This is a genomic window from Serratia sp. BNK-10 (genome assembly GCF_047456065.1).
Classification (GTDB): Bacteria; Pseudomonadota; Gammaproteobacteria; order Enterobacterales; family Enterobacteriaceae; genus Serratia; species Serratia ureilytica.
The window spans coordinates 2,638,468-2,664,494 of record NZ_CP179894.1 but is presented as its reverse complement, the minus strand read 5'-3'; the positions used below and the strand labels follow the sequence as shown (position 1 = coordinate 2,664,494).

General features: G+C 55.5%; 26 protein-coding genes. 12 read left to right on the top strand and 14 right to left on the bottom strand.

From position 1 onward, the window contains the following. Nucleotides 1–28: 28 nt before the first annotated feature. From ACMGG9_RS12940 to nhaB, 3 genes are all read right to left on the bottom strand, one after another. Complete coding sequence (locus ACMGG9_RS12940) at nucleotides 29–790, bottom strand: aspartyl/asparaginyl beta-hydroxylase domain-containing protein (protein ID WP_033650953.1); 762 nt, start codon at nucleotides 788–790, stop codon at nucleotides 29–31. A 649-nt stretch (nucleotides 791–1,439) separates the two neighbouring features. After that, entirely contained in the window at nucleotides 1,440–1,970 is a 531-nt protein-coding gene (dsbB, locus tag ACMGG9_RS12935; protein ID WP_033643335.1) for a disulfide bond formation protein DsbB, read from the bottom strand. 120 nt (nucleotides 1,971–2,090) lie between these two features. Continuing rightward, nucleotides 2,091–3,656: a sodium/proton antiporter NhaB gene (gene nhaB / locus ACMGG9_RS12930; protein WP_033643334.1), complete on the bottom strand. Its 1,566-nt coding sequence runs from the start codon at nucleotides 3,654–3,656 to the stop codon at nucleotides 2,091–2,093. A 243-nt stretch (nucleotides 3,657–3,899) separates the two neighbouring features. Here nhaB and fadR point away from each other — a divergent pair, with 243 nt between their 5' ends. After that, nucleotides 3,900–4,619: a fatty acid metabolism transcriptional regulator FadR gene (gene fadR, locus ACMGG9_RS12925; protein ID WP_033643333.1), complete on the top strand. Its 720-nt coding sequence runs from the start codon at nucleotides 3,900–3,902 to the stop codon at nucleotides 4,617–4,619. A gap of 57 nt (nucleotides 4,620–4,676) precedes the next feature. Here fadR and ACMGG9_RS12920 read toward each other — a convergent pair whose 3' ends face one another. Further along, nucleotides 4,677–6,212, bottom strand: a complete 1,536-nt coding sequence (locus ACMGG9_RS12920; protein ID WP_033643331.1) for a SpoVR family protein — start codon at nucleotides 6,210–6,212, stop codon at nucleotides 4,677–4,679. 297 nt (nucleotides 6,213–6,509) lie between these two features. Between ACMGG9_RS12920 and zinT the strand changes: the two genes are divergently transcribed. Then, complete coding sequence (gene zinT, locus ACMGG9_RS12915; protein WP_033650955.1) at nucleotides 6,510–7,160, top strand: metal-binding protein ZinT; 651 nt, start codon at nucleotides 6,510–6,512, stop codon at nucleotides 7,158–7,160. Between the two features lie 46 nt (nucleotides 7,161–7,206). On the opposite strand, the gene ACMGG9_RS12910 is transcribed toward zinT, so the two are convergent. Next, nucleotides 7,207–7,524 (bottom strand): antibiotic biosynthesis monooxygenase family protein, encoded by a 318-nt coding sequence (locus ACMGG9_RS12910; RefSeq protein ID WP_033650956.1) that lies wholly within the window; start codon nucleotides 7,522–7,524, stop codon nucleotides 7,207–7,209. 534 nt (nucleotides 7,525–8,058) lie between these two features. Here ACMGG9_RS12910 and ACMGG9_RS12905 point away from each other — a divergent pair. After that, a complete protein-coding gene (locus ACMGG9_RS12905) occupies nucleotides 8,059–9,363 on the top strand; it encodes a D-amino acid dehydrogenase (RefSeq protein WP_033643328.1) in 1,305 nt (434 codons plus the stop codon). Between the two features lie 74 nt (nucleotides 9,364–9,437). Further along, entirely contained in the window at nucleotides 9,438–10,511 is a 1,074-nt protein-coding gene (gene dadX / locus ACMGG9_RS12900) for a catabolic alanine racemase DadX (protein WP_240289848.1), read from the top strand. A gap of 8 nt (nucleotides 10,512–10,519) precedes the next feature. On the opposite strand, the gene ACMGG9_RS12895 is transcribed toward dadX, so the two are convergent. The 3 genes from ACMGG9_RS12895 to ACMGG9_RS12885 form a co-directional block, all read right to left on the bottom strand. Beyond that, nucleotides 10,520–11,713: a Bcr/CflA family efflux MFS transporter gene (locus tag ACMGG9_RS12895; protein ID WP_414161469.1), complete on the bottom strand. Its 1,194-nt coding sequence runs from the start codon at nucleotides 11,711–11,713 to the stop codon at nucleotides 10,520–10,522. Nucleotides 11,714–11,790: 77 nt separating this feature from the next. Beyond that, on the bottom strand, nucleotides 11,791–12,351 hold the full coding sequence (locus tag ACMGG9_RS12890; protein WP_033643325.1) for a 3'-5' exonuclease: 561 nt from the start codon (nucleotides 12,349–12,351) through the stop codon (nucleotides 11,791–11,793). Between the two features lie 306 nt (nucleotides 12,352–12,657). Then, complete coding sequence (locus ACMGG9_RS12885; RefSeq protein WP_033643322.1) at nucleotides 12,658–13,140, bottom strand: hypothetical protein; 483 nt, start codon at nucleotides 13,138–13,140, stop codon at nucleotides 12,658–12,660. 225 nt (nucleotides 13,141–13,365) lie between these two features. Between ACMGG9_RS12885 and ACMGG9_RS12880 the strand changes: the two genes are divergently transcribed. Then, the gene (locus ACMGG9_RS12880; protein ID WP_033650959.1) at nucleotides 13,366–13,662 is read left to right on the top strand and encodes a hypothetical protein; all 297 of its coding nucleotides are present in this window, start codon (nucleotides 13,366–13,368) and stop codon (nucleotides 13,660–13,662) included. A 161-nt stretch (nucleotides 13,663–13,823) separates the two neighbouring features. On the opposite strand, the gene ACMGG9_RS12875 is transcribed toward ACMGG9_RS12880, so the two are convergent. Next, on the bottom strand, nucleotides 13,824–14,000 hold the full coding sequence (locus ACMGG9_RS12875; protein ID WP_033634815.1) for a GhoT/OrtT family toxin: 177 nt from the start codon (nucleotides 13,998–14,000) through the stop codon (nucleotides 13,824–13,826). Between the two features lie 871 nt (nucleotides 14,001–14,871). On the opposite strand from ACMGG9_RS12875, the gene ACMGG9_RS12870 reads away from it, so the two are divergent. Then, a complete protein-coding gene (locus ACMGG9_RS12870; protein ID WP_033643320.1) occupies nucleotides 14,872–15,561 on the top strand; it encodes an alpha/beta hydrolase in 690 nt (229 codons plus the stop codon). 174 nt (nucleotides 15,562–15,735) lie between these two features. On the opposite strand, the gene ACMGG9_RS12865 is transcribed toward ACMGG9_RS12870, so the two are convergent. Continuing rightward, nucleotides 15,736–15,966 (bottom strand): hypothetical protein, encoded by a 231-nt coding sequence (locus tag ACMGG9_RS12865; RefSeq protein WP_033643319.1) that lies wholly within the window; start codon nucleotides 15,964–15,966, stop codon nucleotides 15,736–15,738. Nucleotides 15,967–16,307: 341 nt separating this feature from the next. On the opposite strand from ACMGG9_RS12865, the gene ACMGG9_RS12860 reads away from it, so the two are divergent. From ACMGG9_RS12860 to ACMGG9_RS12850, 3 genes are read left to right on the top strand one after another with little or no spacing between them, the layout of a single operon-like run. Further along, nucleotides 16,308–16,871 carry a fasciclin domain-containing protein gene (locus tag ACMGG9_RS12860; RefSeq protein WP_033650960.1) on the top strand — a complete coding sequence of 188 codons (564 nt, stop codon included), beginning with the start codon at nucleotides 16,308–16,310 and terminating at the stop codon, nucleotides 16,869–16,871. Nucleotides 16,872–16,916: 45 nt separating this feature from the next. After that, a complete protein-coding gene (locus ACMGG9_RS12855; RefSeq protein WP_033650962.1) occupies nucleotides 16,917–17,465 on the top strand; it encodes an RNA polymerase sigma factor in 549 nt (182 codons plus the stop codon). Continuing rightward, on the top strand, nucleotides 17,462–18,112 hold the full coding sequence (locus ACMGG9_RS12850; protein WP_414161468.1) for an anti-sigma factor domain-containing protein: 651 nt from the start codon (nucleotides 17,462–17,464) through the stop codon (nucleotides 18,110–18,112). Before ACMGG9_RS12855 ends, ACMGG9_RS12850 begins: the two co-directional genes overlap by 4 nt. 94 nt (nucleotides 18,113–18,206) lie before the next feature. On the opposite strand, the gene ACMGG9_RS12845 is transcribed toward ACMGG9_RS12850, so the two are convergent. Both ACMGG9_RS12845 and yeaG read right to left on the bottom strand, forming a co-directional pair. Then, the gene (locus ACMGG9_RS12845; RefSeq protein ID WP_033643318.1) at nucleotides 18,207–19,475 is read right to left on the bottom strand and encodes a YeaH/YhbH family protein; all 1,269 of its coding nucleotides are present in this window, start codon (nucleotides 19,473–19,475) and stop codon (nucleotides 18,207–18,209) included. Nucleotides 19,476–19,607: 132 nt separating this feature from the next. After that, nucleotides 19,608–21,542 carry a protein kinase YeaG gene (gene yeaG, locus ACMGG9_RS12840; protein ID WP_016927472.1) on the bottom strand — a complete coding sequence of 645 codons (1,935 nt, stop codon included), beginning with the start codon at nucleotides 21,540–21,542 and terminating at the stop codon, nucleotides 19,608–19,610. 426 nt (nucleotides 21,543–21,968) lie between these two features. Between yeaG and ACMGG9_RS12835 the strand changes: the two genes are divergently transcribed. Beyond that, complete coding sequence (locus ACMGG9_RS12835) at nucleotides 21,969–22,733, top strand: MipA/OmpV family protein (RefSeq protein WP_033643317.1); 765 nt, start codon at nucleotides 21,969–21,971, stop codon at nucleotides 22,731–22,733. Between the two features lie 94 nt (nucleotides 22,734–22,827). On the opposite strand, the gene ACMGG9_RS12830 is transcribed toward ACMGG9_RS12835, so the two are convergent. Both ACMGG9_RS12830 and gapA read right to left on the bottom strand, forming a co-directional pair. Continuing rightward, the gene (locus ACMGG9_RS12830) at nucleotides 22,828–23,703 is read right to left on the bottom strand and encodes a D-hexose-6-phosphate mutarotase (RefSeq protein ID WP_033643316.1); all 876 of its coding nucleotides are present in this window, start codon (nucleotides 23,701–23,703) and stop codon (nucleotides 22,828–22,830) included. 194 nt (nucleotides 23,704–23,897) lie between these two features. Then, nucleotides 23,898–24,893 (bottom strand): glyceraldehyde-3-phosphate dehydrogenase, encoded by a 996-nt coding sequence (gapA, locus tag ACMGG9_RS12825; RefSeq protein ID WP_016927474.1) that lies wholly within the window; start codon nucleotides 24,891–24,893, stop codon nucleotides 23,898–23,900. Between the two features lie 348 nt (nucleotides 24,894–25,241). Between gapA and msrB the strand changes: the two genes are divergently transcribed. Together msrB and ACMGG9_RS12815 are read left to right on the top strand one after the other, a co-directional pair. After that, a complete protein-coding gene (gene msrB, locus ACMGG9_RS12820) occupies nucleotides 25,242–25,655 on the top strand; it encodes a peptide-methionine (R)-S-oxide reductase MsrB (protein WP_033643315.1) in 414 nt (137 codons plus the stop codon). Nucleotides 25,656–25,718: 63 nt separating this feature from the next. Further along, nucleotides 25,719–25,991 carry a YeaC family protein gene (locus tag ACMGG9_RS12815; protein WP_004932218.1) on the top strand — a complete coding sequence of 91 codons (273 nt, stop codon included), beginning with the start codon at nucleotides 25,719–25,721 and terminating at the stop codon, nucleotides 25,989–25,991. Nucleotides 25,992–26,027: the final 36 nt, after the last annotated feature.

The following is a 26,027-nucleotide window of genomic DNA, read 5'->3' as shown; positions in this document are numbered from 1 at the left end:
GCGTGAGGTTATGGCATAAGCCGTCACTTCACTCTTTTTTGTCGCGGCGGCGCCAGTTGGCCAGATTTTTCAGCGGCTGCTTCACGTAAGGGCTGGCTTTAATCAGGCTGAACAGCAGTTTATTTACCGCCGTCCCCACTTTGTCCATCGGCCGGTCGATATCGAGAAACAGCACCGCACGCAGTTCGTCGGTATCATTGCGCACCTCGTGTTCATAAGAGTCATCAAACAAAATGACCTTGCCTTCATCCCAGTGCAGGATCTGATCGTCGACGCGGATCCAGAGCTTTTCCCGATCCTTTGGCACGATCAATCCCAAATGCGCGCGCACCACGGCGCGAGTCGGGCCTTTGTGAGGTACGATGTGATAGTGCGGCTTAAGAATCGAGAACATGGCGGTGCGCATGCCGGGGATCTCGCTGACCGCCTGTGCGGTGTGCGGACAAATGGCGCAGTTCTCATCAACGCGCTGCCCGTAGACAAATAGCCCGAAGGTTTTCCAATTATCCCCTTTGGAGATGCGTTTCTGATCCGGTGATATTTGGTGGAACGCGGGGATGTCCTCCGGGTGCTCCAGTAACCGATCCAACTCCTGGCGAATGGCAGGCCAACGGGCTTCCAGCGCCGCCACCCAATTAAATTCATGATTACCGATCCGCGGCGTGGTGGAGATGAGCGAATGGCGAGTTTGAAATTCGCCGTTCCAGCGCAGGAATTTTTTCCCTGCTTTGAGCAGCATGCGCCGCAGGAACGGGCGCTGAGACGTGGGGGGAAAGGTGCTATCCGGCATAAATCGTGTCCTTGATATCATTGGCCTACTGCATTCAGCATAAGGAAAGAATCACGGACGATTTTAATCATTAGTGCGCGAACGTTGGCCGATGAGTGATACCGCGCAGAGTTAAATTTGAATGATTTATTTAAAGGCAGCGGGGACTGACGGTTGGGGGAGAAGGAAAAAAGCCCCTGCAAAGATGAGGGGCAAGACACACAACAACACCAGGGAAATCGGTAGTACTCACTTTGCCGATACTATAAGGATTTTATGGGCAAACTTCACCAAAATATTGTGCTCTGAATGTGACAAAGACGCAGTCGTTCATAAATAACGGTAATTTATTGATGCCCGCAGGCCGTGAGGAAAGTGCCTGCACAGCATGTGTTGGCCCGCTGGCAACGCAGAAGTTTAATGTTATGTAAATTACGCGCTTAATCGAGCCAGGATGCTTCTTTTTAAACGATAAGTTGGGTAATTTGGCCGCTCTCCCGCAAGTTCGAGAGCATAACAATGAAAATGGTCCGTCTGTTTGCCGTAGCTGGGGCACTGATCGTGCTCGTTTACTTCCTTACACATACCTGAAATGGGGTTATCTCTGAATTCAACAGTAATACCCTAAAAAAACGGCGCCCTGAGGCGCCGTTTTTTGTTTGTTGGCCTATCAGCGGCCGAACAAATCGCGGCGGCGTGGGCGAACAAATTGCGCGATCAGCACAATCAGCGCCACCAGCAGATAGGCACCGAAGATACCCACCAGCCACTGTGGCATTTCCAGCGTCAGGAACTGCCATTGACGCACGGAACAGTCACCGGAAGCGTGGAACACCGCAGGCAGCCATTTATCCAGCGGCAGCCAGGACGGGAAGCTGACGAAGAAATCGCAGGTATTGAACGGCGAGGGGTGCAGTTGGATCATGGTGTGTTTCCACGCCAGCTGTACGCCTTCCCAGGCGCTGTAGATCCACAGCAGGATCGCCACATAGCGCAGCGGCGTTTTCGGCGCGATGGCGCCCACCAGTGAGGCGCCGAGGATGCCGAACAGCGCGCAACGCTCGTAAATGCACATGACGCAGGGCTGCAGCAGCATAACGTGCTGGAAATAGAGCGCGACCAGTTCCAACACCAACGCTGTCAGGGCCATCAGCAGCCAGGCGCCGCGTCCTTGTGAACAGCGGTTAAAGAATTGCAACATATCTAGATTCTTCCATGCAGTAAGCAATTGAACCGGCAGTGTAAACCAATTCCCCCTCGCTGCCAGCCACCTGGGCCGGTTTCAGCGTAAAAATAGTCGGTTTACCCTGCCGGCGCCGCATCAGTGGCCGATGGCGTCGACAGGCGGCAGCGTCAGCCAGTGCCACTGTGTCAACAGTTCGGTCGCCGGCTCCAGCGTGAACTGTACGCACAGCAGGCCGACCACGGTCAATACGATCGTATAAGGCAGGGCCATCCACACCATGCGGCCATACGACAGACGCACCAGCGGCGCCAAGGCCGACGTCAAAAGGAACAGGAACGCCGCCTGGCCGTTGGGGGTCGCGACCGAAGGCAGGTTGGTGCCGGTATTGATGGCGACCGCCAGCAGTTCGAACTGTTTCAGCGCAATGGCGCCGGTTTCCAGCGCGGTGCGCGCTTCGTTGATGTAAACCGTGCCGACGAATACGTTGTCGGAAACCGACGACAGCAGACCGTTGAACAGGTAGAACAGCGAAAGCTGAGAAGCGGGCTCGGCGCGCAGTACAAACTGGATCACCGGGCTGAACAGGTGTTGCTCAATGATCACGGCCACCACGGTGAAAAATACCGTCAGCAGGGCGGTGAACGGCAGCGCCTCCTGGAACGCTTTGCCGATGGCGTGTTCGTCGTTCACGCCGCACAGCGATGTGGCGAGAATGATGACCGACAGGCCGATCAGCCCGACTTCCGCCAGGTGGAAGGCCAGCGCCAGCACCAGCCAAACGCCGATCAGGGCTTGCATCACCAGCTTGAGCCTTTCTTGCTTGCTGCGGCCTGCGGTGGCCTTGCGATCATACTCTTTCAGCACCTCACGCACCGCTTCCGGCAGTGGCGTGCCGTAGCCAAACAGGCGAAAACGCTCTACCAGCCAGCAGACCAGCAGGCCGCATGCCAGCACTGGCAAAGTGACCGGCGCCATCCGCAGGAAGAAGTCGATAAAGCCCCAGCCCGCGCTTTTGGCGATGATCAGGTTCTGTGGCTCGCCCACCATGGTCATGACTCCGCCGAGCGCGGTGCCGACGCCGGCGTGCATCAGCAGGCTGCGCAGAAAGGCGCGGAATTGCTCCAGCGTCTGCTTGCGCTCTTCGCCGGTGAAATCGCTGTCATCGCCGATGTCGCCGTCGGAGCGGTTCGACGTCACATTGTGATAGATGGAATAGAACCCCGTGGCGACGCTGATCACTACCGCGACGACCGTCAGCGCATCGAGGAAGGCGGAAAGGAAGGCGGCCGCCAGGCAGAACGCCAGCGACAGCAGCGTTTTCGAGCGGATATTGAGCAGCAGCTTGGTGAACACGAACAGCAGCAGTTGCTTCATAAAGTAGATGCCGGCCACCATAAAGACCAGCAGCAGCAGCACTTCCAGATTATGTTCGATTTCCTGCGAAACCTGCGCCGGGCTGGTCATGCCGATGGCCACGGCCTCCAGCGCCAGCAGGCCGCCCGGCAGCAGCGGGTAACATTTCAACGCCATCGCCAGGGTAAAGATGAACTCGATCACCAACAGCCAACCCGCGAGAAACGGGCTGGCGAAAAAGAACACCAGCGGGTTGATCGCCAGGAAAATGAGAATGGTCAGTTTGTACCAGTCGGGAGATTGCCCCAGGAAGTTTTTGAGCAGGGCGCTGCGCAAGGTTGTTTCCATTGTCCTTTATGCATCCTTAAATCAGTCGTAGCACGTACCCTAACAACGCGGCGGGGGCGGGCGCAACCGGAGCTTGTTTTACGGCGGCAAATTTCTCAGGGCCGGTGTTTTTGCGCGTTTTTTGCCACTTTATGCACACTTTCGTTTATTGTTTTTCGCTCACGCTATGTCATGTCTGTGTGATCTGGTATGATGAGCTGATTACTTTTACTGATTTTATCGTCGCAACGGAACGTCAAACACATGGTCATAAAGGCGCAGAGTCCTGCCGGTTTCGCGGAAGAGTACATTATTGAGAGTATTTGGAATAATCGCTTCCCCCCTGGCTCTATTTTGCCCGCGGAGCGTGAGCTTTCGGAGTTGATTGGCGTCACGCGCACCACGTTACGTGAAGTGTTGCAACGTCTGGCCCGCGATGGCTGGTTGACCATACAGCATGGTAAACCGACCAAAGTGAACAATTTCTGGGAAACGTCCGGCCTCAATATCCTTGAGACCGTGGCTCGTCTCGATCACAAAAGCGTCCCGCAGCTGATCGATAACCTGCTGTCCGTGCGTACCAATATCGCGTCAATCTTTATTCGCGCTGCGGTGCGCAATCATCCTGAGCAGGCGCAGGAAGTGCTGGCGAAAGCCGCCGAGGTGGAAGATCAGGCGGATGCCTTCAATGTCCTGGACTATGAGATCTTCCGTGGTCTGGCGTTCGCTTCCGGCAACCCGATCTATGGACTGATTTTCAACGGTCTGAAAGGGCTGTACACCCGCGTGGGCCGTTACTACTTCTCCAACCCGGAAGCGCGCAAGCTGGCGCTGACCTTCTACAGCAAGCTGTCTACGCTTTGCCATGAGAAGCTGTACGACCAGGTGATGGATACCGTGCGCAACTACGGTAAAGATAGCGGGGCGATTTGGCAGAGCATGCAGGGCACCATGCCGAGCGATCTGACCGAAGCGCGCCGCTGATGCCGTGCGAATGACATAATTAGGGCGCCGTGTTGGCGCCCTTTGTCGTTATGGCGGTTACAGCGGCGTAGGCCGCGGCGGGCAGCGGTCGAGCAATTCCACGCTGCCGTCTTCGTTTTGCTGCTCGAGGATCACGTCGAAGCCCCACAGGCGATGCAGGTGCTTCAACACGTCGCGGCGGCTCTTATCGAGCGGCGCGCGCTCCTGCGGGATGTAGCGCAGCGTCAGCGAACGGTCGCCGCGCAAGTCTACGTTCCAGATCTGAATGTTCGGCTCGTGGTTGCTCAGATTGTATTGAGCCGACAGCTCCTGGCGGATTGCCCGGTAGCCCGCTTCGTTATGGATCGCGGCAATTTCCAGGTAGTTGTTGCGATCGTCGTCCAGCACGGTAAACAAGCGGAAGTCGCGCATCACTTTGGGCGACAGGAACTGGCTGATAAAGCTCTCATCCTTAAAGTCGCGCATGGCGAAGTGCAACGTGTCCAACCAGTCTTTACCGGCGATGTCCGGGAACCAGTAGCGATCTTCCTCGGTCGGCGATTGGCAGATGCGCTTGATGTCCTGGAACATGGCGAAGCCCAGCGCGTACGGGTTGATGCCGTTATAGTATGGGCTGTTGTACGGCGGCTGATAAACCACGTTGGTGTGGCTGTGCAAAAACTCCAGCATGAACCGCTCGGTCACCCGGCCTTCGTCGTAAAGATGGTTAAGGATGGTGTAGTGCCAGAAGGTCGCCCACCCCTCGTTCATTACCTGGGTCTGTTTTTGCGGGTAGAAATATTGGCTGACTTTGCGCACGATGCGCAGCACCTCACGCTGCCACGGTTCCAGCAGCGGCGCATTCTTCTCGATAAAATAGAGGATATTTTCCTGCGGTTCGCTCGGATATCGGCGCGCCTGCTCAGGCGACTCTTCGCGCTCGACGCGTGGCAGGGTCTTCCACAGCGTATTCACCTGGCTTTGCAGATACTCTTCGCGGCTTTTCTGGCGCGCTTTTTCTTCCACCAAAGAGATTTTTTGCGGGCGTTTGTACCTGTCGACCCCGTAGTTCATCAGCGCATGGCAGGAGTCCAGCAGCCGTTCCACTTCTTCGACGCCGTAGCGTTCTTCGCACTGGCTGATGTAGTGGCGAGCAAACAGCAGGTAATCGACGATGGAGCTGGCGTCGGTCCAACTGCGGAACAGGTAGTTATTCTTGAAGAACGAGTTGTGGCCATAGCAGGCGTGCGCCATCACCAGCGCCTGCATGGTGATGGTGTTCTCCTCCATCAGGTAGGCGATGCAGGGATTGGAGTTGATGACGATTTCATACGCCAGCCCTTGCTGGCCCTGTTTGTAGCGCTGCTCGGTTTCGATGAATTTTTTGCCGAAGGACCAATGGGTATAGTTGATCGGCATGCCGACGCTCGAATAGGCGTCCATCATCTGTTCTGAGGTGATCACCTCGATCTGATGGGGGTAGGTGTCGAGCCGGTAATGCTTGGCGACGCGGTCGATCTGCTCCAAATACACCTGCAGCAGTTCGAACGTCCAGTCCGGTCCATCGCTCAGACGTTTATCATCCTTAACCTTGTCATGTGTTGAAGTAGTCATCAGCGCACCCTCATTATTCACGGGCCTTGCTCAAACGGCAGACCCTGTAACAAGCATAGTTCAAGTCATAATTAACCATTGCAAATCAGTGAAATAAAAATGCCGGTACGCAAAGGGGCGAACGGCGGTCGATCCGGCGCCCGTCCCGGCAGAAGGCGGTGCAACACCGCGCATCTTCTCCGAGTATAGCCCTGCGGCAGGGGCGTGCAACACATTGCCTGCTGTGCGACAGGGATTGAAAATTGTTATGTTATATTGTAACCTTTCATTTTCTCAACAACGGACAAGGAACGCGTTTTGACGAGGCATTTGGGCAAATTGGCAGTGGCGCTGGCGGCGCTGTTCATCAGTGGGCAAACGTTGGCTCACGGGCATCATTCACATGGCAAGCCGCTGACGGAAGTGGAAAAAAAGGCGGAGGGAGGTGTGTTCGACGATAAGGACGTCAAAGATCGCGACCTGGCTGATTGGGAGGGCGTATGGCAATCCGTGTATCCGTATCTGATCAATGGGGATCTTGACCCGGTGTTCAAGAAGAAAGCGGCGCAGGATAAGAGCAAAACCTTCGCAGAGGTGAAGGCGTATTACCGCAAAGGTTACGCCACCGATGTGGATACCATTGGCATTGAGAACGGTGTCATGGAATTTCACCGTGGCGACCAATCCAGCGCCTGTCAGTACAAGTACGCCGGGCATAAGATCCTAACGTATGTCTCCGGTAAGAAAGGCGTGCGTTATCTGTTCGAGTGCCAGGATGCCGACAGTCAGGCGCCGAAATTCGTACAGTTCAGCGATCACATTATCGGGCCGCGCAAATCGGCGCATTTCCATATCTTTATGGGCAACACGTCGCAGGAGGCGTTGCTGAAAGAGATGGATAACTGGCCGACCTACTACCCGTTCCAGCTGCAGACCAAAGAAGTCGTGGACGAGATGCTGCATCATTGATGCTTCTCTCTTCTGCCACCACAAGCCCGCACGCGTGGGCTTGTGGTCAGTCGAACGGCCTGATTTGCAGGTAATCGTCCGTGACGTCCATTTCAAATAGCGTTTCATCCGCCAATAAAGTGGCGCGCATGCGATCCCGAGCCGCTCGGTACCGTTCATCCAACTGAATATCACCGGCGTTTTCCCATGCCGAGCGGCTTGGCCACTGCGCATAGCCGATATATTTGCCGTTCATCTCCCGATGCAGGCGCGAGCCCAGGCTGCCGCGTTGCTGATAGATGCCCTGTGTCAATTCAAGCCAGGCCTGGCGAAAAGCGTGTTCGTGTCCGGTTTTGACTGAGAACTGATAGAGAGCGATGAACATGCGAGGTTCTCCTGAATAGCGACAGTATGAACTCTGGGCGAGGCTGGGGGCTTGAACGTTCATATCGTGCTGCAGCGAAAACAAGATGGCGCCACAGTGAACGCCGCTTTATTCCAACAGTAAAAATAAGGCTATTAAGGGCTGAAAATTTACGCGATTTTTCTGCTGCAGCGGGTGGTGTCGTTATTTGCCAGTTGTTTTGGTATTTTTTGATTTTGTGGTTTTTTATTCTGTTGTTGTGTTAACTGATATTTTTATATTCTGTTAAATCCATGTTGCTTATCACGCCAATTTTCCATGCCGTCAATGATAGCAATGCTAGCGAATCAGGGGTGACCTCGCGCCATAAACCCCCTTAAACCGTATCTTATCGCTATTTTCTGGCGGCTATTGCAAATGCGCGGGCCATCGACGATAAATTAATTGTGAATATTGTCACGTTTGATGACGAAGTTGTTGGACGGATTTTTTCACTGAGTTAATTTCCTGTTAGCAGAAGATTGTGCTTTGTGAAGCCTTGGGCTGGAGTCAGCGATGCGAGTGGTAATTTTAGGTAGTGGAGTGGTGGGCGTAGCCAGTGCCTGGTATTTGGCGAAGGCTGGGCATGAGGTGACGGTGATCGATCGTCAGCCCGGCCCGGCACTGGAAACCAGCGCGGCGAACGCCGGGCAGATTTCACCGGGCTATGCCGCTCCCTGGGCGGCGCCGGGCGTGCCGCTGAAGGCCATTAAGTGGATGTTCCAACGCCATGCGCCGCTGGCGATCCGTCTCGACGGCAGCAGCTTCCAGCTGAACTGGATGTGGCAGATGCTGAAAAACTGCAACACCGAACACTACATGACCAACAAAGGCCGCATGGTGCGCCTGGCGGAATACAGCCGCGACTGCATCAAGGCGCTGCGGCAGGAAACCGGCATCCAGTACGAAGGCCGTCAGGGCGGCACGCTGCAGCTGTTCCGCACCCAACAACAGTTCGAAAACGCCGCGAAAGATATTGCGGTATTGGAAGATGCCGGGGTGCCTTACCGATTGCTGGAGGCCGGCCAACTCGGCAGCGTTGAGCCGGCGCTGGCGCAGGTGGCGCACAAGCTGACCGGCGGCCTGCAGTTGCCGAACGACGAAACCGGCGATTGCCAACTGTTTACGCAACAGTTGGCGAAGATGGCTGAGCAGGCGGGCGTGACCTTCCTGTTCAACCGCAGCGTCGACCGTCTGTTGGTGGAGGGGGACAAGATCGCCGGCGTACAGTGCGGCGAGGAAGTGTTCAAAGCCGATAGCTACGTGGTGGCGTTCGGTTCGTACTCCACGGCGCTGCTGCGCGGCCTGGTGTCTATTCCGGTTTACCCGCTGAAGGGCTATTCGCTGACGATCCCTATCGTCGATGAGGCGGCGGCGCCATTCTCTACGGTACTGGATGAGACGTATAAAATCGCCATCACGCGCTTCGACCAGCGCATTCGCGTCGGCGGCATGGCGGAGATCGTCGGTTTCAATACTCAGTTGGAGCAAAAGCGGCGAGAAACGCTGGAGATGGTGGTGCGCGATCTCTACCCGAACGGCGGCAGAGTGGAAGACGCGACGTTCTGGACCGGCTTGCGCCCGATGACGCCGGACGGCACGCCGATCGTCGGCCGCACCTCGTTGAAAAACCTGTACCTCAACACCGGGCATGGCACGCTCGGTTGGACCATGGCCTGCGGTTCCGGGCAGTTGTTGTCCGATCTGATGTCCGGCATTACGCCGGCAATCCCTTCCGATGACCTGGCGGTGGCGCGTTACAGCGCCGGATTTCGCCAGCAACACGCGGTTCCGCTGAACGACGTGCATCCCGCACGTTAATCGTCGACGCTGTCATAGACTTTTCGGCCACGCGCAGGCGCGCGTGGCCGCTGTACGTGTCCCAAGGAGAAGCGATGCCCCGTCCGATAACCGCCACGATGCATCTCGGTGCAATTGAAAACAACCTGCAGGTGGTGCGCCGTTTCGCCCCCGGCGCCAAAGTCTGGGCGGTGGTCAAGGCCAACGCCTATGGCCACGGCATCAAACACGTTTGGCGCAGCATGGCGCACACCGACGGCTTCGCCATGCTGGATCTGGCCGAAGCGGTGTTGCTGCGCGAGTCCGGTTGGCAGGGGCCTATCCTGTTGTTGGAAGGCTTCTTCCAGCGGCAGGATCTGGTCTTGCTCGATCGTTATCGCCTGACGACGGCGGTGCACAGCGACTGGCAACTGGCGGCGATCGCCGACGCAAAGCTGAGTGCGCCGCTTGATGTCTATCTGAAAGTGAACAGCGGCATGAATCGGCTGGGGTTTGCGCCCGAGCGCCTGCATGAGGTGTGGCGCAGGGCGCAGGCTGTCGCCAATATTGCCGAGCTTACGCTGATGAGTCACTTCGCCACCGCCGACGGGCCGGAAGGCGTAACTCAACAGATGGCCACCATCGAGGCGGCGGCTGCCGATGTACCGCTGCCGCGTTGCCTGGCCAACTCGGCCGCTACGCTGTGGCATCCTGCGACCCACGGCAGTTGGGTGCGTCCTGGGATCATTCTCTATGGCGCTTCGCCGAGCGGGTGCTGGAACGATATCGCATCGACGGGGTTGCAGCCGGCGATGACGCTGAGCAGCGAGATCATCGGCATTCAGCAGCTGAAGTCTGGCGATCGCGTGGGCTACGGCGGCCGTTACAGCGCCGCCGGCGCGCAGCGTATCGGCGTGGTGGCCTGCGGTTATGCCGACGGCTATCCGCGTCATGCGCCGACCGGAACGCCGGTATGGGTCGATGGCGTGCTGACACGCACCCTGGGAACGGTATCGATGGATATGCTGGCGGTGGATTTGACGCCCTGTCCCCACGTTGAACTGGGCGCCGAGGTGGAGCTGTGGGGAAAACGCCTGCCGGTGGACGAGGTGGCCACGGCGGCAGGGACGTTAGGCTATGAACTGTTGTCGGCGTTGGCGGCACGGGTGCCGGTTGTTACCGAAGCCTGAGCCGCGGCTCAGGCGACTTTTCTGATCTGTCCTTTAATCTGCTTGCTGAGCCGCCGCGCGTGCAGCGCCAGCAGGCAGCCCGCCAGCATGACCAAAGCCAGCGACAGCTTCGGTTGCAGCGGCAGCGCCATCGCCAGCAGCCCCAGCGCGGCGCCCCCGGCCATCTGTACGAAACCGACCAGCGCGGACGCGACGCCGGCTTCATTGGAGTACGGTTCCAGCGCATAGCTGGTGGCCGGGCCCATCACGAACGCCAACCCGGCGCAGGCGCTGGCGACCGGCAGCATATACGCCAGCCAGTGCGCCTGCGCCGCCGCGGGAAGCCACATGACGCCCAGCAGCAGGCCCAGGCAGCCCAACCCCATCAAAATGCCGCCGGTCGCCAGACAAACCGGACGGCCGACTTTGTGGATGATGCGGTTAGCGAAGAAGCTGACCAACATGATCCAGAAGCCGTTGGCGCCGAACACCAACGAGAATTGCAGCGGAGTCAGGCCCGCGGTGCCCATCAGCACGTTAGGCGCCAGAGAAACGTAGGTCAGCGCCATGCCCATCGCCCCGGAGTTCACCACCGCAAAAGAGAGGAAACGCCGTTCGCTGAGGATGCGCGCGTATTGGCGCACCGGCAGCCCTTTGACGGGCACGGTGTCGGCGGGGCGAGTTTCCGGCAGGCGCAGCGCGATGAGCACCAACACCAGCAGCGCGTAACCGGCCAGGAACCAAAAGGGCGCGCGCCAGCCGAAGGCTTCGGCGAGCAGGCCGCCGAGCAGCGGCGCCAATGCCGGGATGATGTTCAGCGTGCCGTTGAGAAAGCCGAAGGCGCGGGCGGCGTCGTCGCCATTCAGCCGATCGCGCACGCCGCTGAAGGCGACGACGGCGGTGCAACAGACCGCAACCCCTTGCAACAGGCGCGACGCGATGAAGATCGTCGGGCTGGTGGACAGCGCCGCCATTGCCGCGCCGATCGTGTAGAGAATAATGCCGGCCAGCGCCACCGGTTTGCGGCCATAGTTATCCACCAACGGACCGGCGATGATTTGACCGAGGCCGAGCACCAGAATAAACAGCGAAATGGTGGATTGGATCAGCGCTTCACTGCTGCCCAGGCCGACGGCGATGGCGGGAATGGTGGGCAGATAGAGATCGATGCCCAATGGGCCGAGCAGCACCAGGCTGAGAAGCAGAAACAGGAACTTTTGCATAGCAGGAAAGGCACGTCCGAGTGACAAAGAGGGCTAGAGTAGAGATTCTGGCGGCAAATGAAAAGGGGCAAAGCGGGTCAGCGCTGCGCTCCCGGGCGGAGATAAAGCGCCGAGACGGTATCGGCCACATAACGGGCCTGATGGCGAGCGTCATCCAACGCGCGATGCGGCATGCCTTCGAACGGACGGGTTTTTTTCGGGTTAAAGCCGTGCAGTTCCGCCAGCGTGATCACCGTGCGCACATCCTGGGTATCCCAGAATTTCCACGGACAGGGCATCTCCAACTGCTGGAAGGCGTGTTCGAGGATCGCGCAGTCGAACTCTTTACCGTTGCCCCAGACCTTTACCGTATCGGTGCTGTTCATATGGATAAAACGGCTGAGACTGCTCAGCACGCGCTTGAGGCTCTCGGTGCCGCCGAAGGCCAGCTTGCGCGCTTCATCGGATTGTTTCGCCCACCAGGCAACCGTGTCCAGGCTTATGGTTCGTCCCGGCTGATCTTTCTGGCTGCTGACGGCGGCCTCGAATTCGGCGCCGAGTTCCCCGGTGCGGGGATCGAAAAACACCGCCGCGACCACCAAAATCACGGCGCTGGGTTTTATATCCAGGGTTTCAATGTCTAACATCAGATGGTGCATCGGCGTTTCCGGTGGTTGGCGTGGTGGCTTAATGTTACTACAGAACGTGCGCCGATGCGGCCAGTGCGCACATGAAATCCTTTTAAAGCGCCTCGTTCAGGTTATGATGCTGGAGATACTCTTGTCAGGTTGGTCGCTATCGGTGAGAACGCTTATCTTTATTTTGTGCATGGTTGGCTACTTGCTGCTGCTGGGCTACCTTAGCGTGTTCGTCACGGACAAGATCTGTGAGAAGGCAGGCAACTACACCAAAATATGCCGCATCGTAGACATTTCAGAGCCCCATATCCCCAGATAGCACCGCGTTTAGCCGAGGTAATCGGTGGTGATCAGCGGGGTCAGGATCGCTGCCAGCGCCGCGAGCGTCGTCCATTGCCGCCAGCCTAGGCGAGCGAGCCAGTCATGCCGCTGTGGCGGCGTGGCCAGCTGCCCGACGGCCACGGTGCCGGTCAGCAGCAGCGTCAGAATCAGCAGCACCAGGCCACGGCTCACCAACGTGAACTCAATGTGCAGCACATTGGCGTAATACAGGCGCATCAGAATAAAATAGCCCAACAAGATCCAGGCGAAAACGACGTTTTTCTTGAGCACCTGTTGCAACATCAGCGCGAGAAACAGGCTGTGGAACAGCGATAGCAGCGGGGCTTCGATCGGATGCCGAACGCAGACGTTGTAGACCGCCATGTAAATGTTGAACACCAGCAGGATATAGATCACGTAAATATACCAGCCGTAGATCACTTTGAGTTTTTTGGCGCTCGGCGGCAGGGAGAGTGCGTCCGGTTTCATTAGGGCCTCCTGATGACGCCACGCAAACGCTGCAGTTGAAGGCGGCGCGTCGGCATCGTAATTTATAATCCACAGGGTATATATCACCCGAGCGCTAAATGAGAATTAAACGCTGAACCGGCTTTATTCCCGCGTTTGCGCGGAACTATTTTTGGCCCGCAGGGTCGATTGGCGAGCGATCGCCAGGCGATTCTCGCACTGAGATGAAGCAAGCAATACGCTGATATGAAAGATTATAAAAACACGCATGGCACCAGGCTGCTGATGATATTCACCCTGGTGTTTTACATCCTGTTGCCGCCTGTGCTGACCGCCTGCGTCTTCACCCGTTTCAATCTTAATCCCTTCGCGATCGTCAAATTTTTGCACTTTAATCCGTTCTTCGCCGATCGGGGCATACCCGGTTATCAGACTTTCCTCTACCTGCTGATGCTTTGGTTGGGGGGGAATATTTTACTATGGCTGATGGTATGGGGCGTGGGGCGGCTGTACCGCCGTTGGCGATCGCGGCGCGGCGAATAGTCTACCCCCCAAGTAAAACATTACGCGGGGAAATGGCCTTTCATTTAACAATGCGCCGTATCGTCACTTGTTTCGCCGGTGAGGGGGCAGCGTCGTTGGCCGACCCATTACATTAGCACGGCTGTTTAAAAGCATCCGTGGCGGCACAGCCGGTTAGGGCGTTAGAACAGCGAAAACAGCAAGACGACAGGCAGACTCAACGGCCAGGTTAACCCGATGGTCAGCGCGCTGATGCAACGAATTTTGACGGTGTCCCTACTTACCAGGTAGGTGAAAATCATTGAAACTAACAGACCAATAAAATAACAGTATTGCGTTGCAACCCACAGCGACGACATGAAACTCGATCCCAGTTGTATTTTTACGCGCGAATTTTAGGAGCTTGGCGGGCGATAATCAATGACCGAAGGCCGTTAATTCATGCCTTTATCCATAAGAATGCATAATTTATTTCTATAAAGAATGTAAGGTTATTAACGGCTTTATGTTTATTACGAAAAGAAATCAACAACATAGTTACCGGTAACATTTTAAGGTTGTCAGCCTGATTTCAGGCGGGAACGGTGTGAAGAAGGAAAATAGTCATTCAGATGTCCGGAAACGCGACGAGGTTATCAATCATAAATTTTATTGATGTTTTAGTGGGCGAGCAGACGAAGGCGAGATCGCGTTGCGCCGGCGAGCTTTGGATTCTTTTTAGCTGTCGACGGGCGAATGATGGGATAGAAACATGCGGGGAGAGGGGTTTTTAGCGCATTGTCCGGATGCGCTGCCGGTCAGCCAGGAAGGGGGGTTTGGTGTTGCTGTAGGTTTAATGAATGTTAAGACCGTAGACGAACAGCCACGAAAACAGCAGCGCCAGCAGGCATGTCATCAATACGATGGAGATCATTTCCTTCACAACTTCATTCCTTTTCCCGATGAACCAAATTTACTTGTCTTTGTTTTTGCGTGGGATTTTAGATCGCTATGGGTAAAAATCCTAGTTTTAATCCCGTTTTTTGCACTGCCGCCACGGCGTACGCTGCCTCGGCAAGTCATGACGATGCCTGTAAACCGAGCGCCTTAACCCGTCGTAGCTATTGCCGAATACCGCAGTGCTAACTATATAAATGGAGATCGCGCGACGTCGCCGGCTGCAAGGCGCGTCCCTGTAGGGCGGCTGTTGATCAGTCTACAGCGCCTCCAAATGAGATGAAGAGGTCGGCAATGAGCACAAAACCAACCATCGTGCTGGTGCACGGATTCTGGGGCGGCGCCGCGCACTGGAGTAAGGTGATTATCGAGTTGTCGCGCAGGGGCTATTCGGCGATTCATGCGGTGGAAATGCCGCTGACCTCACTGGCTGAGGATGCGGAACGGGCGCGCAAGATGGTCGCGCAGCAAGCGGGACCGGTATTGTTGGTGGGGCACTCTTACGGTGGCGCGGTGATCACGGAAATGGGCAACCAGCCTAACGTGGTCGGCCTGGTCTACATTGCCGCGTTTGCGCCGGATGCCGGTGAAAGCCCCGGTGGCATTACGCAAGCGCATCCTCCTGCGGCAGTCGCGAATCTGATTCCGGACAGCGACGGTTATCTGTGGATCAAGAACGACAAGTTTCACGAAAGCTTTTGCCAGGATCTTACCGCCGACGAGGCTCTGGTGATGGCGGCGACGCAGAAGGCGCCATTGGCCGATACCTTCGGCAACCCCCTCGGTGAGCCCGCCTGGAAACATAAACCGTCGTGGTATCAACTCTCCAGCGACGACCGCATGATAGCGCCGGAGAACCAACGGCGTATGGCGCAGCGGCTGCAGGCTAAGAAAGTAATGGTGCTGAAGGCCAGTCATGCCTCGCTGGTTTCCCATGCCGATGACGTGGCGGGATTGATTGACGAAGCGGCCGGTTCAAAATAAAACCCGGGCAGAAACGCGCTTCGGGCCAAAAAAGAGACACCTTGCGGCAAAGGCGGGCTTCGCTTCGCATTAGGGATAAGCGCTGATATCGCTGCCGGAGTTCATTATTAACAGCATAATCAACACCACGGCGGCGGCAATAATGGCGTAGATTTCCGCCTTGCGCATATCGATCTAGCGCCCGTTAACGCCGATCATTTCTATTGCCGCGCGATGCAATTTTTGAAAATACTCGTCGTGCTGTTGTTCAACTTCCTGAATAAGACTGGCCAGCAGATTCTGTTTGGTGATCGGTTTGTTGGCGATGAGCACCAGCAGCACGCTTTTGCCGAGCAGGCAGCAGATTTGCTTATGGTATTCATCAACATCATTCTTGTTGAGGCCATAGAGGGTGTAATCGATCATGGTGTCTAACCTGCTGACAGGTAAATTGCCCGCCGAAGCGGGCTGAGAAGCCATAGAAATAAAATGAGTCAAATTTCGCTTAGGGTAGAACCCGATGCGTGTGTTAACGATAACTGAATGGGAATATTCCCATCAAGACGCATGAGGGAGGATGTGAAGGTTTAGGAATAACCTCATAAGAAAGAGCGGAAACGGGCGGCCATCACGGCGTGCTTATTTGTCTGTCACAGCGTTCGTTCTCTCTACATTATTTTTTTCGACCCGTGCATCCACTTGGAGAACCTCATACGTATATCAGGAATGAGCAACACTTACGCTCAGCTTACGGAGAGGACTTCATCATGAAAACACTTATCGTTACTCTGGTTACCGGCTCATTACTTTTCGGCGTCGCCACTTATGCGGCGAGTGGGGACACGTCATCCGTAATGGTTGGCGGCGCGGCGATGTACCCCTCAAAAAACATTGTGCAAAATGCGCTGAACTCAAAAGATCACACAACGTTGGTCGCGGCCGTTAAGGCCGCCGGCTTGGTTGATACTTTACAAGGCAAAGGTCCTTATACTGTTTTTGCGCCGACGAATGCCGCATTCGCCAAATTACCGGCCGGCACCGTTGAAAATCTGTTAAAACCCGAAAATAAAGCGCTGTTAAGCAGTGTATTAACCTACCACGTTGTGGCTGGGAACTACGACATGCGGGCGCTGGAAAGAAAAATTGAGCAGGGCGGCGGACGGGCGGAACTCAAAACCGTCAACGGTCAGTCGCTATGGTTTATGAATAATGGCCCGCATAATATTCAGATCAAAGATGCTAAAGGCGACGTCGCCAACATCAGCACCTATGATGTGCGGCAGCAAAACGGTGTAATCGACGTTATTGATACCGTGCTAATGCCCAAGTAAGGCCTATACTCGGAGTGGGCAAAGCTTAACCGCTTTAGGGATGGTATGGATCACTCGTTGAAAGAAAACCAGGTAATGTGCTTAAAGGCGATCGCTAATGGCGATCGCCGAGCATTTGAACGCTTGTACAGATCGACATCCGCAAGTTTATTCGCCATTGCGCTGCGCATGTTACGTAATCGCCAGTGGGCGGAAGAGGTTCTGGTCGACGGCTTTCTTGCCGTGTGGCAGCGTGCCGGAGATTATGATCCGACCTTGAGTTCGCCTATGACATGGCTTACTCACATTATAAGGAACCGATGTATAGATGGATTGCGTAGCCGGCATGGACGCCATATCGGACTGGAAGAAGAATATAGCGATCAAATCCCTCAGTCGGAAAATGAAAGCCAGGGTGATGAGGGGGAGCTGGCTAAAAAGTTAAATGACTGTTTGAAGCATCTGACGTCTGAACAACGGCAAAGTATTGCTTTGGCATATTATCAAGGGATGTCGCACGCGGATATCGCTGATTGGTTGCAGCAACCGCTTGGTACGGTAAAAAGCTGGGTCCGCAGGGCGCTAGCACATCTAAAGGATTGCCTGGGCCTATGAACAGACGCGAAAGTGATGACATGTTGGCTGCAGAATATGCTCTTGGCACGCTCAGAGGGAATGCCCGGCTGCATTTTGAACGCCGTCTGAAAACGGACAACATTTTGGCGACCCAGGTTGGAAAGTGGCAAAATATGTTGTCGGGGTTGGATATCGATATAATGCCAATACCGCCCCCTGAAAGCGTTTGGAAAAAAATTGAATTAAATCTGCCTCAATACGCTTCGCCTCGACGGCGCGTGCGAAACTATATTGCATGGGGGCTTGCTGCGGGATTGGGCGCATTGAGCCTGAGCTCGTGGTTTTATTGGCGTGCGCCAGAGCTGAAACCGTTAGTGGTCCTGAACGGAGCGCATCAAGGGACGTGGGTCGTAAGTTCAGACGGTCAAAGAAAAATTGTTCGTATAACCCCCTTAGGCTTGGCCGCTATTCCGGATGGAAAAAGTCTTGAGCTGTGGCTGATCCCCGTTGGACATAAGCCCGTTTCAATTGGACTCGTGAACGTGAAAGGCGTGAGCCAGTTTTATTTGGCAGATGCAGATTTAGTTAAAGGAACAACGATTGCCATTAGCCTGGAGCCATTAGGCGGCTCACCGAGCAAGCAACCGACCGGCCCCGTGTTGTATTCAGGTGAGTTGGTTCTATGATTGACGCCGGATGCGGATGCCTTCCGCAGAAATAGCATTTGAATTCGTTGAGAATAAAAACGGCCGGGCAGATATTCTCCGGCCGTTTTTATGATTATGCGGTCTGTTTGCGGAACAGTTCGCGGAATACCGGATAGATATCGTCCGGTTCGCGGATATGCTGCATGGCGAAGTTGTCGAATTTCGCTTGCAGATCTTCGTATTCGCGCCACAGCGTTTGGTGAGCGCGGCGAGTGATTTCGATGTAGCTGTAGTACCGCACCATTGGCAGGATCTTCTTCGCCAACAGCTCGTGACACAGCGGTGAATCGTCGGCCCAGTTGTCCCCGTCCGACGCCTGCGCGGCGTAGATATTCCATTGCGCCGGATCGTAACGCTCTTCGACCACGTCGTTCATCAGTTTCAATGCGCTGGAGACGATGGTGCCGCCGGTTTCCTGCGAATAGAAGAACTCCTGCTCGTCCACCTCTTTCGCCTGGGTGTGATGGCGAATATAGACCACCTCGACGTTTTTGTAGGTTCGGCTCAGGAACAGATAAAGCAGAATGTAAAAACGTTTGGCCATGTCTTTGGTGGCCTGATCCATCGAACCGGATACGTCCATCAGGCAGAACATCACCGCCTGGCTGGAGGGCTCCGGCCGACGCTCGTAGTTTTTGTAACGCAGATCGAAGGTGTCGATAAACGGCACGCTTTCGATTTTCTTGCGCAGTTCGGCAATCTCTTTGCGCAGCCGCTCTTCTTCCAGCAGTTGCACCGGCTCGGTGTTTTCCAACTGGGTCAGCGCGTCTTCCAGTTCGTGCAACGCGCGCCTTTTACCGGCGGTCATGGCGGTACGCCGCGCCAGCGAGTTTTGCAGCGAACGCACGACGCTGATGTTGGCCGGCACGCCATTGGCGGTGTAGCCGGCGCGGTGGGTTTTGAACTCGGTCAGCTGCTTGTACTGATTCTTTTTCAGGTTGGGCAGGGCGAGATCCTCGAACAAAAGATCGAGGTACTCGTCTTTGGATATCTGGAAGACGAACTCATCCTGGCCTTCACCGTCCTGGCTGGCGTTGCCCTGGCCGCCGCCACCGCCTGCGCCGCCCTGAGGCCGTTCGACGCGATCGTTCTGCACGAAGTGGTCATTGCCCGGGTGAACGCGATGGCGCGTGCCGCCGCGCCCCTGATGAAACATCGGTTCGTTGATATCGTCAGTGGGGATAGAGACTGACTCCCCGCTGTCTACGTCGGTGACCGAACGCTTGTTGATGGCTTCGGCAATCGACTGTTTGATTTGCGACTTGTAACGGCGCAAGAAGCGCTGGCGGTTCACCGTGCTCTTGTTTTTGCCGTTCAGCCGCCGGTCAATGAAATAGGCCATACTTCCCCCAAACGACGTTGCCAACTCTTCATGTCCCGGCCGCGGCAGCGCAATGTGTCAGCCCCTCCGTGGGCTGCGCTGCAACGTCCATGACTGTGGACATGGCCCTGATAATGCCGCTTACCTGAGGCGTTATGAGGATTTTCTGACCCGCAGATACCATTCACACAGCAGGCGCACCTGCTTGCGGGTATAGCCTTTCTCCATCATGCGATCGACGAAGTCGTCGTGTTTTTTCTGCTCGTCCGTCGATGTTTTGGCGTTGAACGAAATCACCGGCAACAGTTCTTCGGTATTGGAGAACATCTTTTTCTCGATCACGGTGCGCAGCTTCTCGTAGCTGGTCCAGTTCGGGTTGCGGCCGTTGTTGTTGGCGCGGGCGCGCAGCACGAAGTTCACGATTTCGTTGCGGAAATCTTTCGGGTTGCTGATGCCGGCCGGTTTTTCAATTTTCTCCAGTTCGGCGTTCAGGGACTCGCGGTCAAACAGCTGGCCGGTGTCGGGATCGCGATACTCCTGATCCTGGATCCAGAAGTCGGCATAGGTGACGTAGCGGTCAAAAATGTTCTGTCCGTATTCCGAGTAGGATTCCAGATAGGCGGTCTGGATCTCTTTGCCGATAAACTCGGCGTATTTCGGAATCAGATAGCCTTTCAGGTGCTCCAGGTATTTCTCCGCCAAATCCTGTGGGAACTGTTCGCGCTCGATCTGCTGTTCCAGCACATAGAACAGGTGCACCGGGTTGGCTGCCACCTCGGCGTGATCGAAGTTGAATACCCGCGAGAGGATTTTAAAGGCGAAACGGGTGGAGAGGCCGTTCATGCCTTCGTCAACCCCGGCGTAGTCGCGGTATTCCTGATAGGACTTGGCTTTCGGGTCGGTATCTTTGAGGCTTTCGCCGTCATACACGCGCATTTTCGAGTAGATGCTCGAGTTTTCGGGCTCTTTCAGCCGCGACAGCACGCTAAAGCGCGCCAGCGTTTCCAGCGTGCCCGGCGCGCAGGGCGCATGGGTCAGCTCACTGTGATCCAGAAGCTTGTCGTAAATTTTGATCTCTTCCGACACGCGCAGGCAGTAAGGCACCTTGACGATATACACGCGGTCGAGGAACGCTTCGTTGTTCTTGTTGTTACGGAAGGTCACCCACTCGGATTCGTTGGAGTGCGCCAGAATAATGCCGCTGAACGGCAGGGCGGAGATGCCTTCGGTGCCGTTGTAGTTGCCTTCCTGGGTTGCGGTCAGCAGCGGATGCAGCACCTTGATCGGCGCTTTGAACATCTCGACGAATTCCATAATCCCCTGGTTGGCGCGGCACAGGGCGCCGGAATAGCCGTAGGCGTCCGGGTCGTTCTGCGCGTGGTTCTCCAGTTTACGGATGTCCACTTTACCGACCAGCGCCGAGATGTCCTGGTTGTTCTCATCGCCCGGCTCGGTTTTGGCGATGGCGATCTGTTCCAGAATGGAAGGGCGCACTTTCACGACTTTAAACTTGGTGATATCGCCACCGAACTCATGCAGGCGCTTCGCCGCCCACGGCGACATGATGGTGCCGAGATAGCGACTTGGGATATTGAACTCTTTTTCCAGGATCGTGGCATCTTCCTGCGGATTGAACAGGCACAGCGGATGATCGTTGACCGGGCTGCGTTCGCCGTTGGCGCTGAGGGTGTAGATGGGCACGCGCTGCATCAGCGCTTTCAGACGTTCCGCCAGCGAGGACTTGCCGCCGCCCACCGGGCCTAGCAGGTAAAGGATCTGTTTCTTCTCTTCCAGGCCCTGAGCGGCGTGTTTCAGGTAAGAGACGATCTGTTCGATGGCCTCTTCCATGCCGTAGAACTCTTCGAAGGCCGGATAGCGTGCGATCACGCGGTTGGAGAACAGGCGCGACAGGCGTGATTCTAGCGCAGTGTCGACCATCACAGGTTCACCGATAGCCATCAGCAGACGTTCGGCCGCGTTGGCATAGGCACTGCGATCTTGCCGGCAAATGGTAAGAAATTCCTGCAGTGTGAACTCTTCGTCCTTGGCAGCTTCGTAGCGCTGGCGATAGTGGTCAAATATGTTCATGATGCCCGTCCTTTCGTTATTAGCACAGGTTAAAGAGAGCGTGTGATAGTGTTCTGGCTCCCGAAAGATGAGAATACGCCTGAGTACAGCAACCCGTATGCCAACTTGGTGCGCTTATTATCGCGAGTTGCGCTGTATGCCACTGGGCCCAGGATAAATTCACCTTCTGATTTAAGCTTAGTTTGCTTGCCGGAAAATTTCCTGCCGTAGAAAAAGCTTTTTTTAAGTCATATCAATGACTCAGTTATTGCCGGGATAACCAAATGCCTTGTCTGGCGCGGCCTGCGGCATGAATCGTCATCGTTTCGCCATGATTAATTCATAATTCCGCTATAAGTTATTCGATCTTGGTCGTTTTCTATTGTAAAGATTAGGCGCGTAACTAAATTTTCACATAAACTATTGCGGCTATTAACCCTGTAATTTATGGAAAAAGAACCAGTGAAGATTTCAAAACTCAAAACGCTAGCAATTATCGCTTCCGCAATGGTTTGTGCGCAAAGTGCCCAGGCGGGAACCTGGTCACTGGGTGCTGCCGCGCTGGTTAGCCCGGACCCGTATCGCGGTTATCAGGATCGCGTTTATCCGGTGCCCGTCATCGACTATGAAGGTGACGACTTCTACTTCCGTACTCTGACCGCCGGTTACTACCTGTGGAAAGATCAAGAAAATCAGCTGAGCATCATGGGGTATTACACGCCATGGGGCTACCGTCCGGGCGACAGCGACGACGATCGCATGAAGCGTCTCGACAAGCGTCGCGGCACGCTGATGGCCGGCCTGGCCTATTCACACAACGCAGAGTGGGGCACCATTCGCACCACCTTCACCGGCGACACGCTGAACTACAGCAACGGGCTGGTGGGCGATGTGGCTTATCTGTACAAGTTTGATCTGGACGCGTTGACGCTGGTTCCGGGCGTAGGCGTGATGTGGAACAGCAAAAACCAGAACAAATATTACTATGGCGTCAGCGCCAATGAATCGCGCCGCAGCGGTCTGGACAGCTACACCCCGAGCGATAGCTGGGCGCCGTATCTCGAGCTGAGCGCCAATTACCAGATCAACAAGAGCTGGAACGCCTTCTTCCTCGGCCGCTATGTGAAGTTGTCGGATGAAGTGAAAGACAGCCCGATGGTGGATAAATCTTACACCGGTTTGCTGATGACAGGTGTGAGCTACACCTTCTAATCGCGCATTGCACGATAAGCGTGCATGGCGTGCATCAAAAAGGGGCGCGAGCGCCCCTTTTGCACATCCGTAGTGCGCTGGCGCGCACGGGGTTTCAGGCCTTTTTACGGCTGCGGAAGGTCACACCCAAACGGGCGGGTTGTTCGCCGGCGGCGACCAGCGGTTTGCTGACGCGCCCGGTCTCAACGCAGACCATGGTCTTGTAACCGTCGTTCGGCATGTCTCCCATGCTGCAGGACAGCTCTACGCCGGGGTTCCAGGCGATAACGTCGCTCATATGATGGTGATGAACCTCGATGGTGCGTGCGAGCGCCGGATCGCGGATCAGGCTGAAGGCCTCCGGACGGGTATAGACGCGGTCGGTTTGGCCGACGAAGGTCACTTCGCCCGTCTGACGCGCTTCGACGCCGCCCGCCACCTTATCAATATATGGTTCGCCCAGGCCCGCCACGCTGACCCGATCGATATCGCCAACCTGGAAGTAGCTGTGCAGCGCCGCCGTGGCTTGATAATCGCCGTGCGATTCCAGTTCGATCTCGCACTCTTCACCCAGCTTGAAGCGAGCAATCAGCGTGAAGGCGTGCGGCCACAGCTTGCGGGTCTGCTCATTGTCTTTCAGCGTAAAGGTCAGGATGACGCCGTTGTCATCTTCATCGTGCGCCGTCAGGCTCCAGGGCTGGTTGCGGGCGAACCCATGGGAGGGTTGCGCCACCGGGCCGAACCACGGCCAACAGATCGGCACGCCGCCGCGGATGGCCTTGCCTTTGGCGAAAGGCGTGTTGTTGCTGAGCCAAATTACCGGCTGCTCACCGCTGGGCTGCCAGGCCAGCAAATGGGCGCCCTGCAGCGCGACCGCCGCGCGCACTTTCGGGTGCGACACGACCACCACGCCCAGCTCATCGAGTTGGCGCTGGCTGATGTAAGGAGAAATCTGTTCGGAAACGGGCAGGGTGAAAATTTTCTCGTTCATTTCATAACCTATTGTTTGCCGGAAATAGAAATGGACCCTATTAGCTTTCGGGTCACAACCAGGCCCTCAGGCGCATGCTTAGACAGTGACTGAGGTGAGTGTGTGCAGCGAACAACGCTGTGACTCGAAAGATGACGGGTAAAAAAAGGGCGACAAAAAAATGTCGCCCTCATTATCAGCTTAACATCATGCCATTACTTGGAGATGTGAGCGATCAGATCCAGAACCTTGTTGGAGTAGCCGGTTTCGTTGTCGTACCAGGAAACCAGTTTCACGAAGTTGTCGTTCAGTGCGATACCGGCTTTGGCATCGAACACGGAAGTCAGCACTTCGCCGTTGAAGTCGGTGGAAACCACGTCGTCTTCAACATAGCCCAGAACGCCTTTCATAGAGCCTTCAGCGGCGTCTTTGATGGCTTTCTTGATTTCTTCGTAGGTAGCCGGTTTTTCCAGACGCACGGTCAGGTCAACAACGGACACGTTAGGGGTCGGTACGCGGAACGCCATGCCGGTCAGTTTGCCTTTCAGCTCTGGCAGAACCACGCCAACCGCTTTCGCTGCGCCGGTAGAAGAAGGGATGATGTTCTGGGATGCGCCGCGGCCGCCGCGCCAGTCTTTGTGAGACGGGCCATCAACGGTTTTCTGAGTAGCGGTGGTCGCGTGAACGGTGGTCATCAGGCCTTCAACGATACCGAAGTTGTCGTTGATGACTTTAGCCAGCGGCGCCAGGCAGTTGGTGGTGCAAGAGGCGTTGGAAACGATGTCCTGGCCGGCATATTTGTCAAAGTTGGCGCCGCGAACGAACATTGGGGTCGCATCTTTGGATGGGCCAGTCAGAACCACTTTTTTAGCGCCGGCGGTGATGTGTTTACGCGCGGTTTCGTCGGTCAGGAAGATACCGGTCGCTTCAGCAACCACATCAACGCCCACTTCGTTCCACTTCAGGTTAGCCGGGTCTTTCTCTGCGGTAACACGGATGGTTTTGCCGTTAACAACCAGGTGGCCGTCTTTAACTTCTACCGTACCGTTGAAACGGCCGTGAGTAGAGTCATACTTCAGCATGTAAGCCATGTACTCTGCGTCCAACAGGTCGTTGATTGCAACGATCTCGATGTCAGAACGCTCTTGAGCAGCACGGAAAACAATGCGACCGATACGGCCAAAACCGTTGATACCTACTTTGATAGTCATATATTCCACCAGCTATTTGTTAGTGAATAAAAGGTTGGTTGTAAAATTACAAAAACCTTACCCAGCGTCAAGCGGAATCGTGTCAATACTTGCGGCAAGTCAAACCGGAAGGGTGGTTTTGCACGCTTATTGCACAGTCCATTTGCGCTCGGCCTCATCCGTTATATGGGGACAAGCCGCCAAGTATAAAGTCAGCATACGCAAGATGTGTGATCGCTATCACATATCATCGTGACGTGGCCTTTATGGGCTACAGTTTAGGCCAAAAACCCCTGCAGCGGTGTTAATTTTTTGTTATTATTAATCATTGTTTTCGTTGACATTATCCACATTCAGAGATAAGCACAAATGGCTAAAGAGACAACCCCCGCTCATCCGGTCACGGAACTGAATGAAATCCAACGTTATGTCACGCAACAGCGTGGCACCGAAGCGCCGTTTAGCGGCAAATTGCTGCATAACAAGCGTGAGGGCGTGTACCATTGTCTGTGCTGTAACCAGCCGCTGTTCTATTCCGAAACCAAATACGATTCCGGCTGCGGCTGGCCCAGCTTTTACGAGCCGGTTTCCGCCGATGCAATCCGTTATCTTGATGATAATTCACATAATATGCATCGTGTTGAAATCCGCTGTGGCCACTGCGACGCGCACCTGGGGCATGTATTCCCCGATGGCCCGCAGCCGACCGGTGACCGTTACTGCGTCAACTCCGCCTCGCTGAGTTTCACCGATGGCGAAAATGGCGATCAAACGGCCGGTTAAGCGGTAATTTAACCAACAAAATCGATTCAGCTAATTATTCTTCCGTAAGCGAGAAGGGCCCTGATGGACGTGAAAGATCTGATTGCGGCGATGACGCCCGAGATATACCAACGCCTGGTGCAGGCGGTTGAACTGGGCAAATGGCCGGACGGCGTGGCGCTGACGCCGGAGCAAAAGGAAAACAGCCTACAGGCGGTGATGCTGTGGCAGTCGATGAACAACGTCGATCCGCAGCATATGAGCATCGGCACCGACGGGCAGATCGTGATGAAGAGCAAACAAGAGCTGAAGCAGCAGTTCGTTGCCGAGCCGCTGGTGAAACTCAAGCCGCAGTAAGGCTCCGCCCCTAAAGCGGGGCGATGTCGCCATCGC

What these genes read in the sequence shown, in the direction of transcription:
- ACMGG9_RS12870 (WP_033643320.1), top strand. Translation starts at nt 14,872, where the DNA reads ATGAGCACAAAACCAACCATCGTGCTGGTGCACGGATTCTGGGGCGGC.
- ACMGG9_RS12865 (WP_033643319.1), bottom strand. Translation starts at nt 15,966, where the DNA reads ATGATCGATTACACCCTCTATGGCCTCAACAAGAATGATGTTGATGAA.
- ACMGG9_RS12940 (WP_033650953.1), bottom strand. Translation starts at nt 790, where the DNA reads ATGCCGGATAGCACCTTTCCCCCCACGTCTCAGCGCCCGTTCCTGCGG.
- ACMGG9_RS12855 (WP_033650962.1), top strand. Translation starts at nt 16,917, where the DNA reads ATGGATCACTCGTTGAAAGAAAACCAGGTAATGTGCTTAAAGGCGATC.
- ACMGG9_RS12920 (WP_033643331.1), bottom strand. Translation starts at nt 6,212, where the DNA reads ATGACTACTTCAACACATGACAAGGTTAAGGATGATAAACGTCTGAGC.
- msrB (WP_033643315.1), top strand. Translation starts at nt 25,242, where the DNA reads ATGGCTAAAGAGACAACCCCCGCTCATCCGGTCACGGAACTGAATGAA.
- ACMGG9_RS12910 (WP_033650956.1), bottom strand. Translation starts at nt 7,524, where the DNA reads ATGTTCATCGCTCTCTATCAGTTCTCAGTCAAAACCGGACACGAACAC.
- ACMGG9_RS12835 (WP_033643317.1), top strand. Translation starts at nt 21,969, where the DNA reads ATGGAAAAAGAACCAGTGAAGATTTCAAAACTCAAAACGCTAGCAATT.
- ACMGG9_RS12830 (WP_033643316.1), bottom strand. Translation starts at nt 23,703, where the DNA reads ATGAACGAGAAAATTTTCACCCTGCCCGTTTCCGAACAGATTTCTCCT.
- yeaG (WP_016927472.1), bottom strand. Translation starts at nt 21,542, where the DNA reads ATGAACATATTTGACCACTATCGCCAGCGCTACGAAGCTGCCAAGGAC.
- nhaB (WP_033643334.1), bottom strand. Translation starts at nt 3,656, where the DNA reads ATGGAAACAACCTTGCGCAGCGCCCTGCTCAAAAACTTCCTGGGGCAA.
- ACMGG9_RS12815 (WP_004932218.1), top strand. Translation starts at nt 25,719, where the DNA reads ATGGACGTGAAAGATCTGATTGCGGCGATGACGCCCGAGATATACCAA.
- ACMGG9_RS12890 (WP_033643325.1), bottom strand. Translation starts at nt 12,351, where the DNA reads ATGCACCATCTGATGTTAGACATTGAAACCCTGGATATAAAACCCAGC.
- gapA (WP_016927474.1), bottom strand. Translation starts at nt 24,893, where the DNA reads ATGACTATCAAAGTAGGTATCAACGGTTTTGGCCGTATCGGTCGCATT.
- dadX (WP_240289848.1), top strand. Translation starts at nt 9,438, where the DNA reads ATGCCCCGTCCGATAACCGCCACGATGCATCTCGGTGCAATTGAAAAC.
- ACMGG9_RS12880 (WP_033650959.1), top strand. Translation starts at nt 13,366, where the DNA reads ATGAAAGATTATAAAAACACGCATGGCACCAGGCTGCTGATGATATTC.
- ACMGG9_RS12875 (WP_033634815.1), bottom strand. Translation starts at nt 14,000, where the DNA reads ATGTCGTCGCTGTGGGTTGCAACGCAATACTGTTATTTTATTGGTCTG.
- ACMGG9_RS12905 (WP_033643328.1), top strand. Translation starts at nt 8,059, where the DNA reads ATGCGAGTGGTAATTTTAGGTAGTGGAGTGGTGGGCGTAGCCAGTGCC.
- ACMGG9_RS12885 (WP_033643322.1), bottom strand. Translation starts at nt 13,140, where the DNA reads ATGAAACCGGACGCACTCTCCCTGCCGCCGAGCGCCAAAAAACTCAAA.
- fadR (WP_033643333.1), top strand. Translation starts at nt 3,900, where the DNA reads ATGGTCATAAAGGCGCAGAGTCCTGCCGGTTTCGCGGAAGAGTACATT.
- ACMGG9_RS12895 (WP_414161469.1), bottom strand. Translation starts at nt 11,713, where the DNA reads ATGCAAAAGTTCCTGTTTCTGCTTCTCAGCCTGGTGCTGCTCGGCCCA.
- ACMGG9_RS12850 (WP_414161468.1), top strand. Translation starts at nt 17,462, where the DNA reads ATGAACAGACGCGAAAGTGATGACATGTTGGCTGCAGAATATGCTCTT.
- ACMGG9_RS12845 (WP_033643318.1), bottom strand. Translation starts at nt 19,475, where the DNA reads ATGGCCTATTTCATTGACCGGCGGCTGAACGGCAAAAACAAGAGCACG.
- dsbB (WP_033643335.1), bottom strand. Translation starts at nt 1,970, where the DNA reads ATGTTGCAATTCTTTAACCGCTGTTCACAAGGACGCGGCGCCTGGCTG.
- ACMGG9_RS12860 (WP_033650960.1), top strand. Translation starts at nt 16,308, where the DNA reads ATGAAAACACTTATCGTTACTCTGGTTACCGGCTCATTACTTTTCGGC.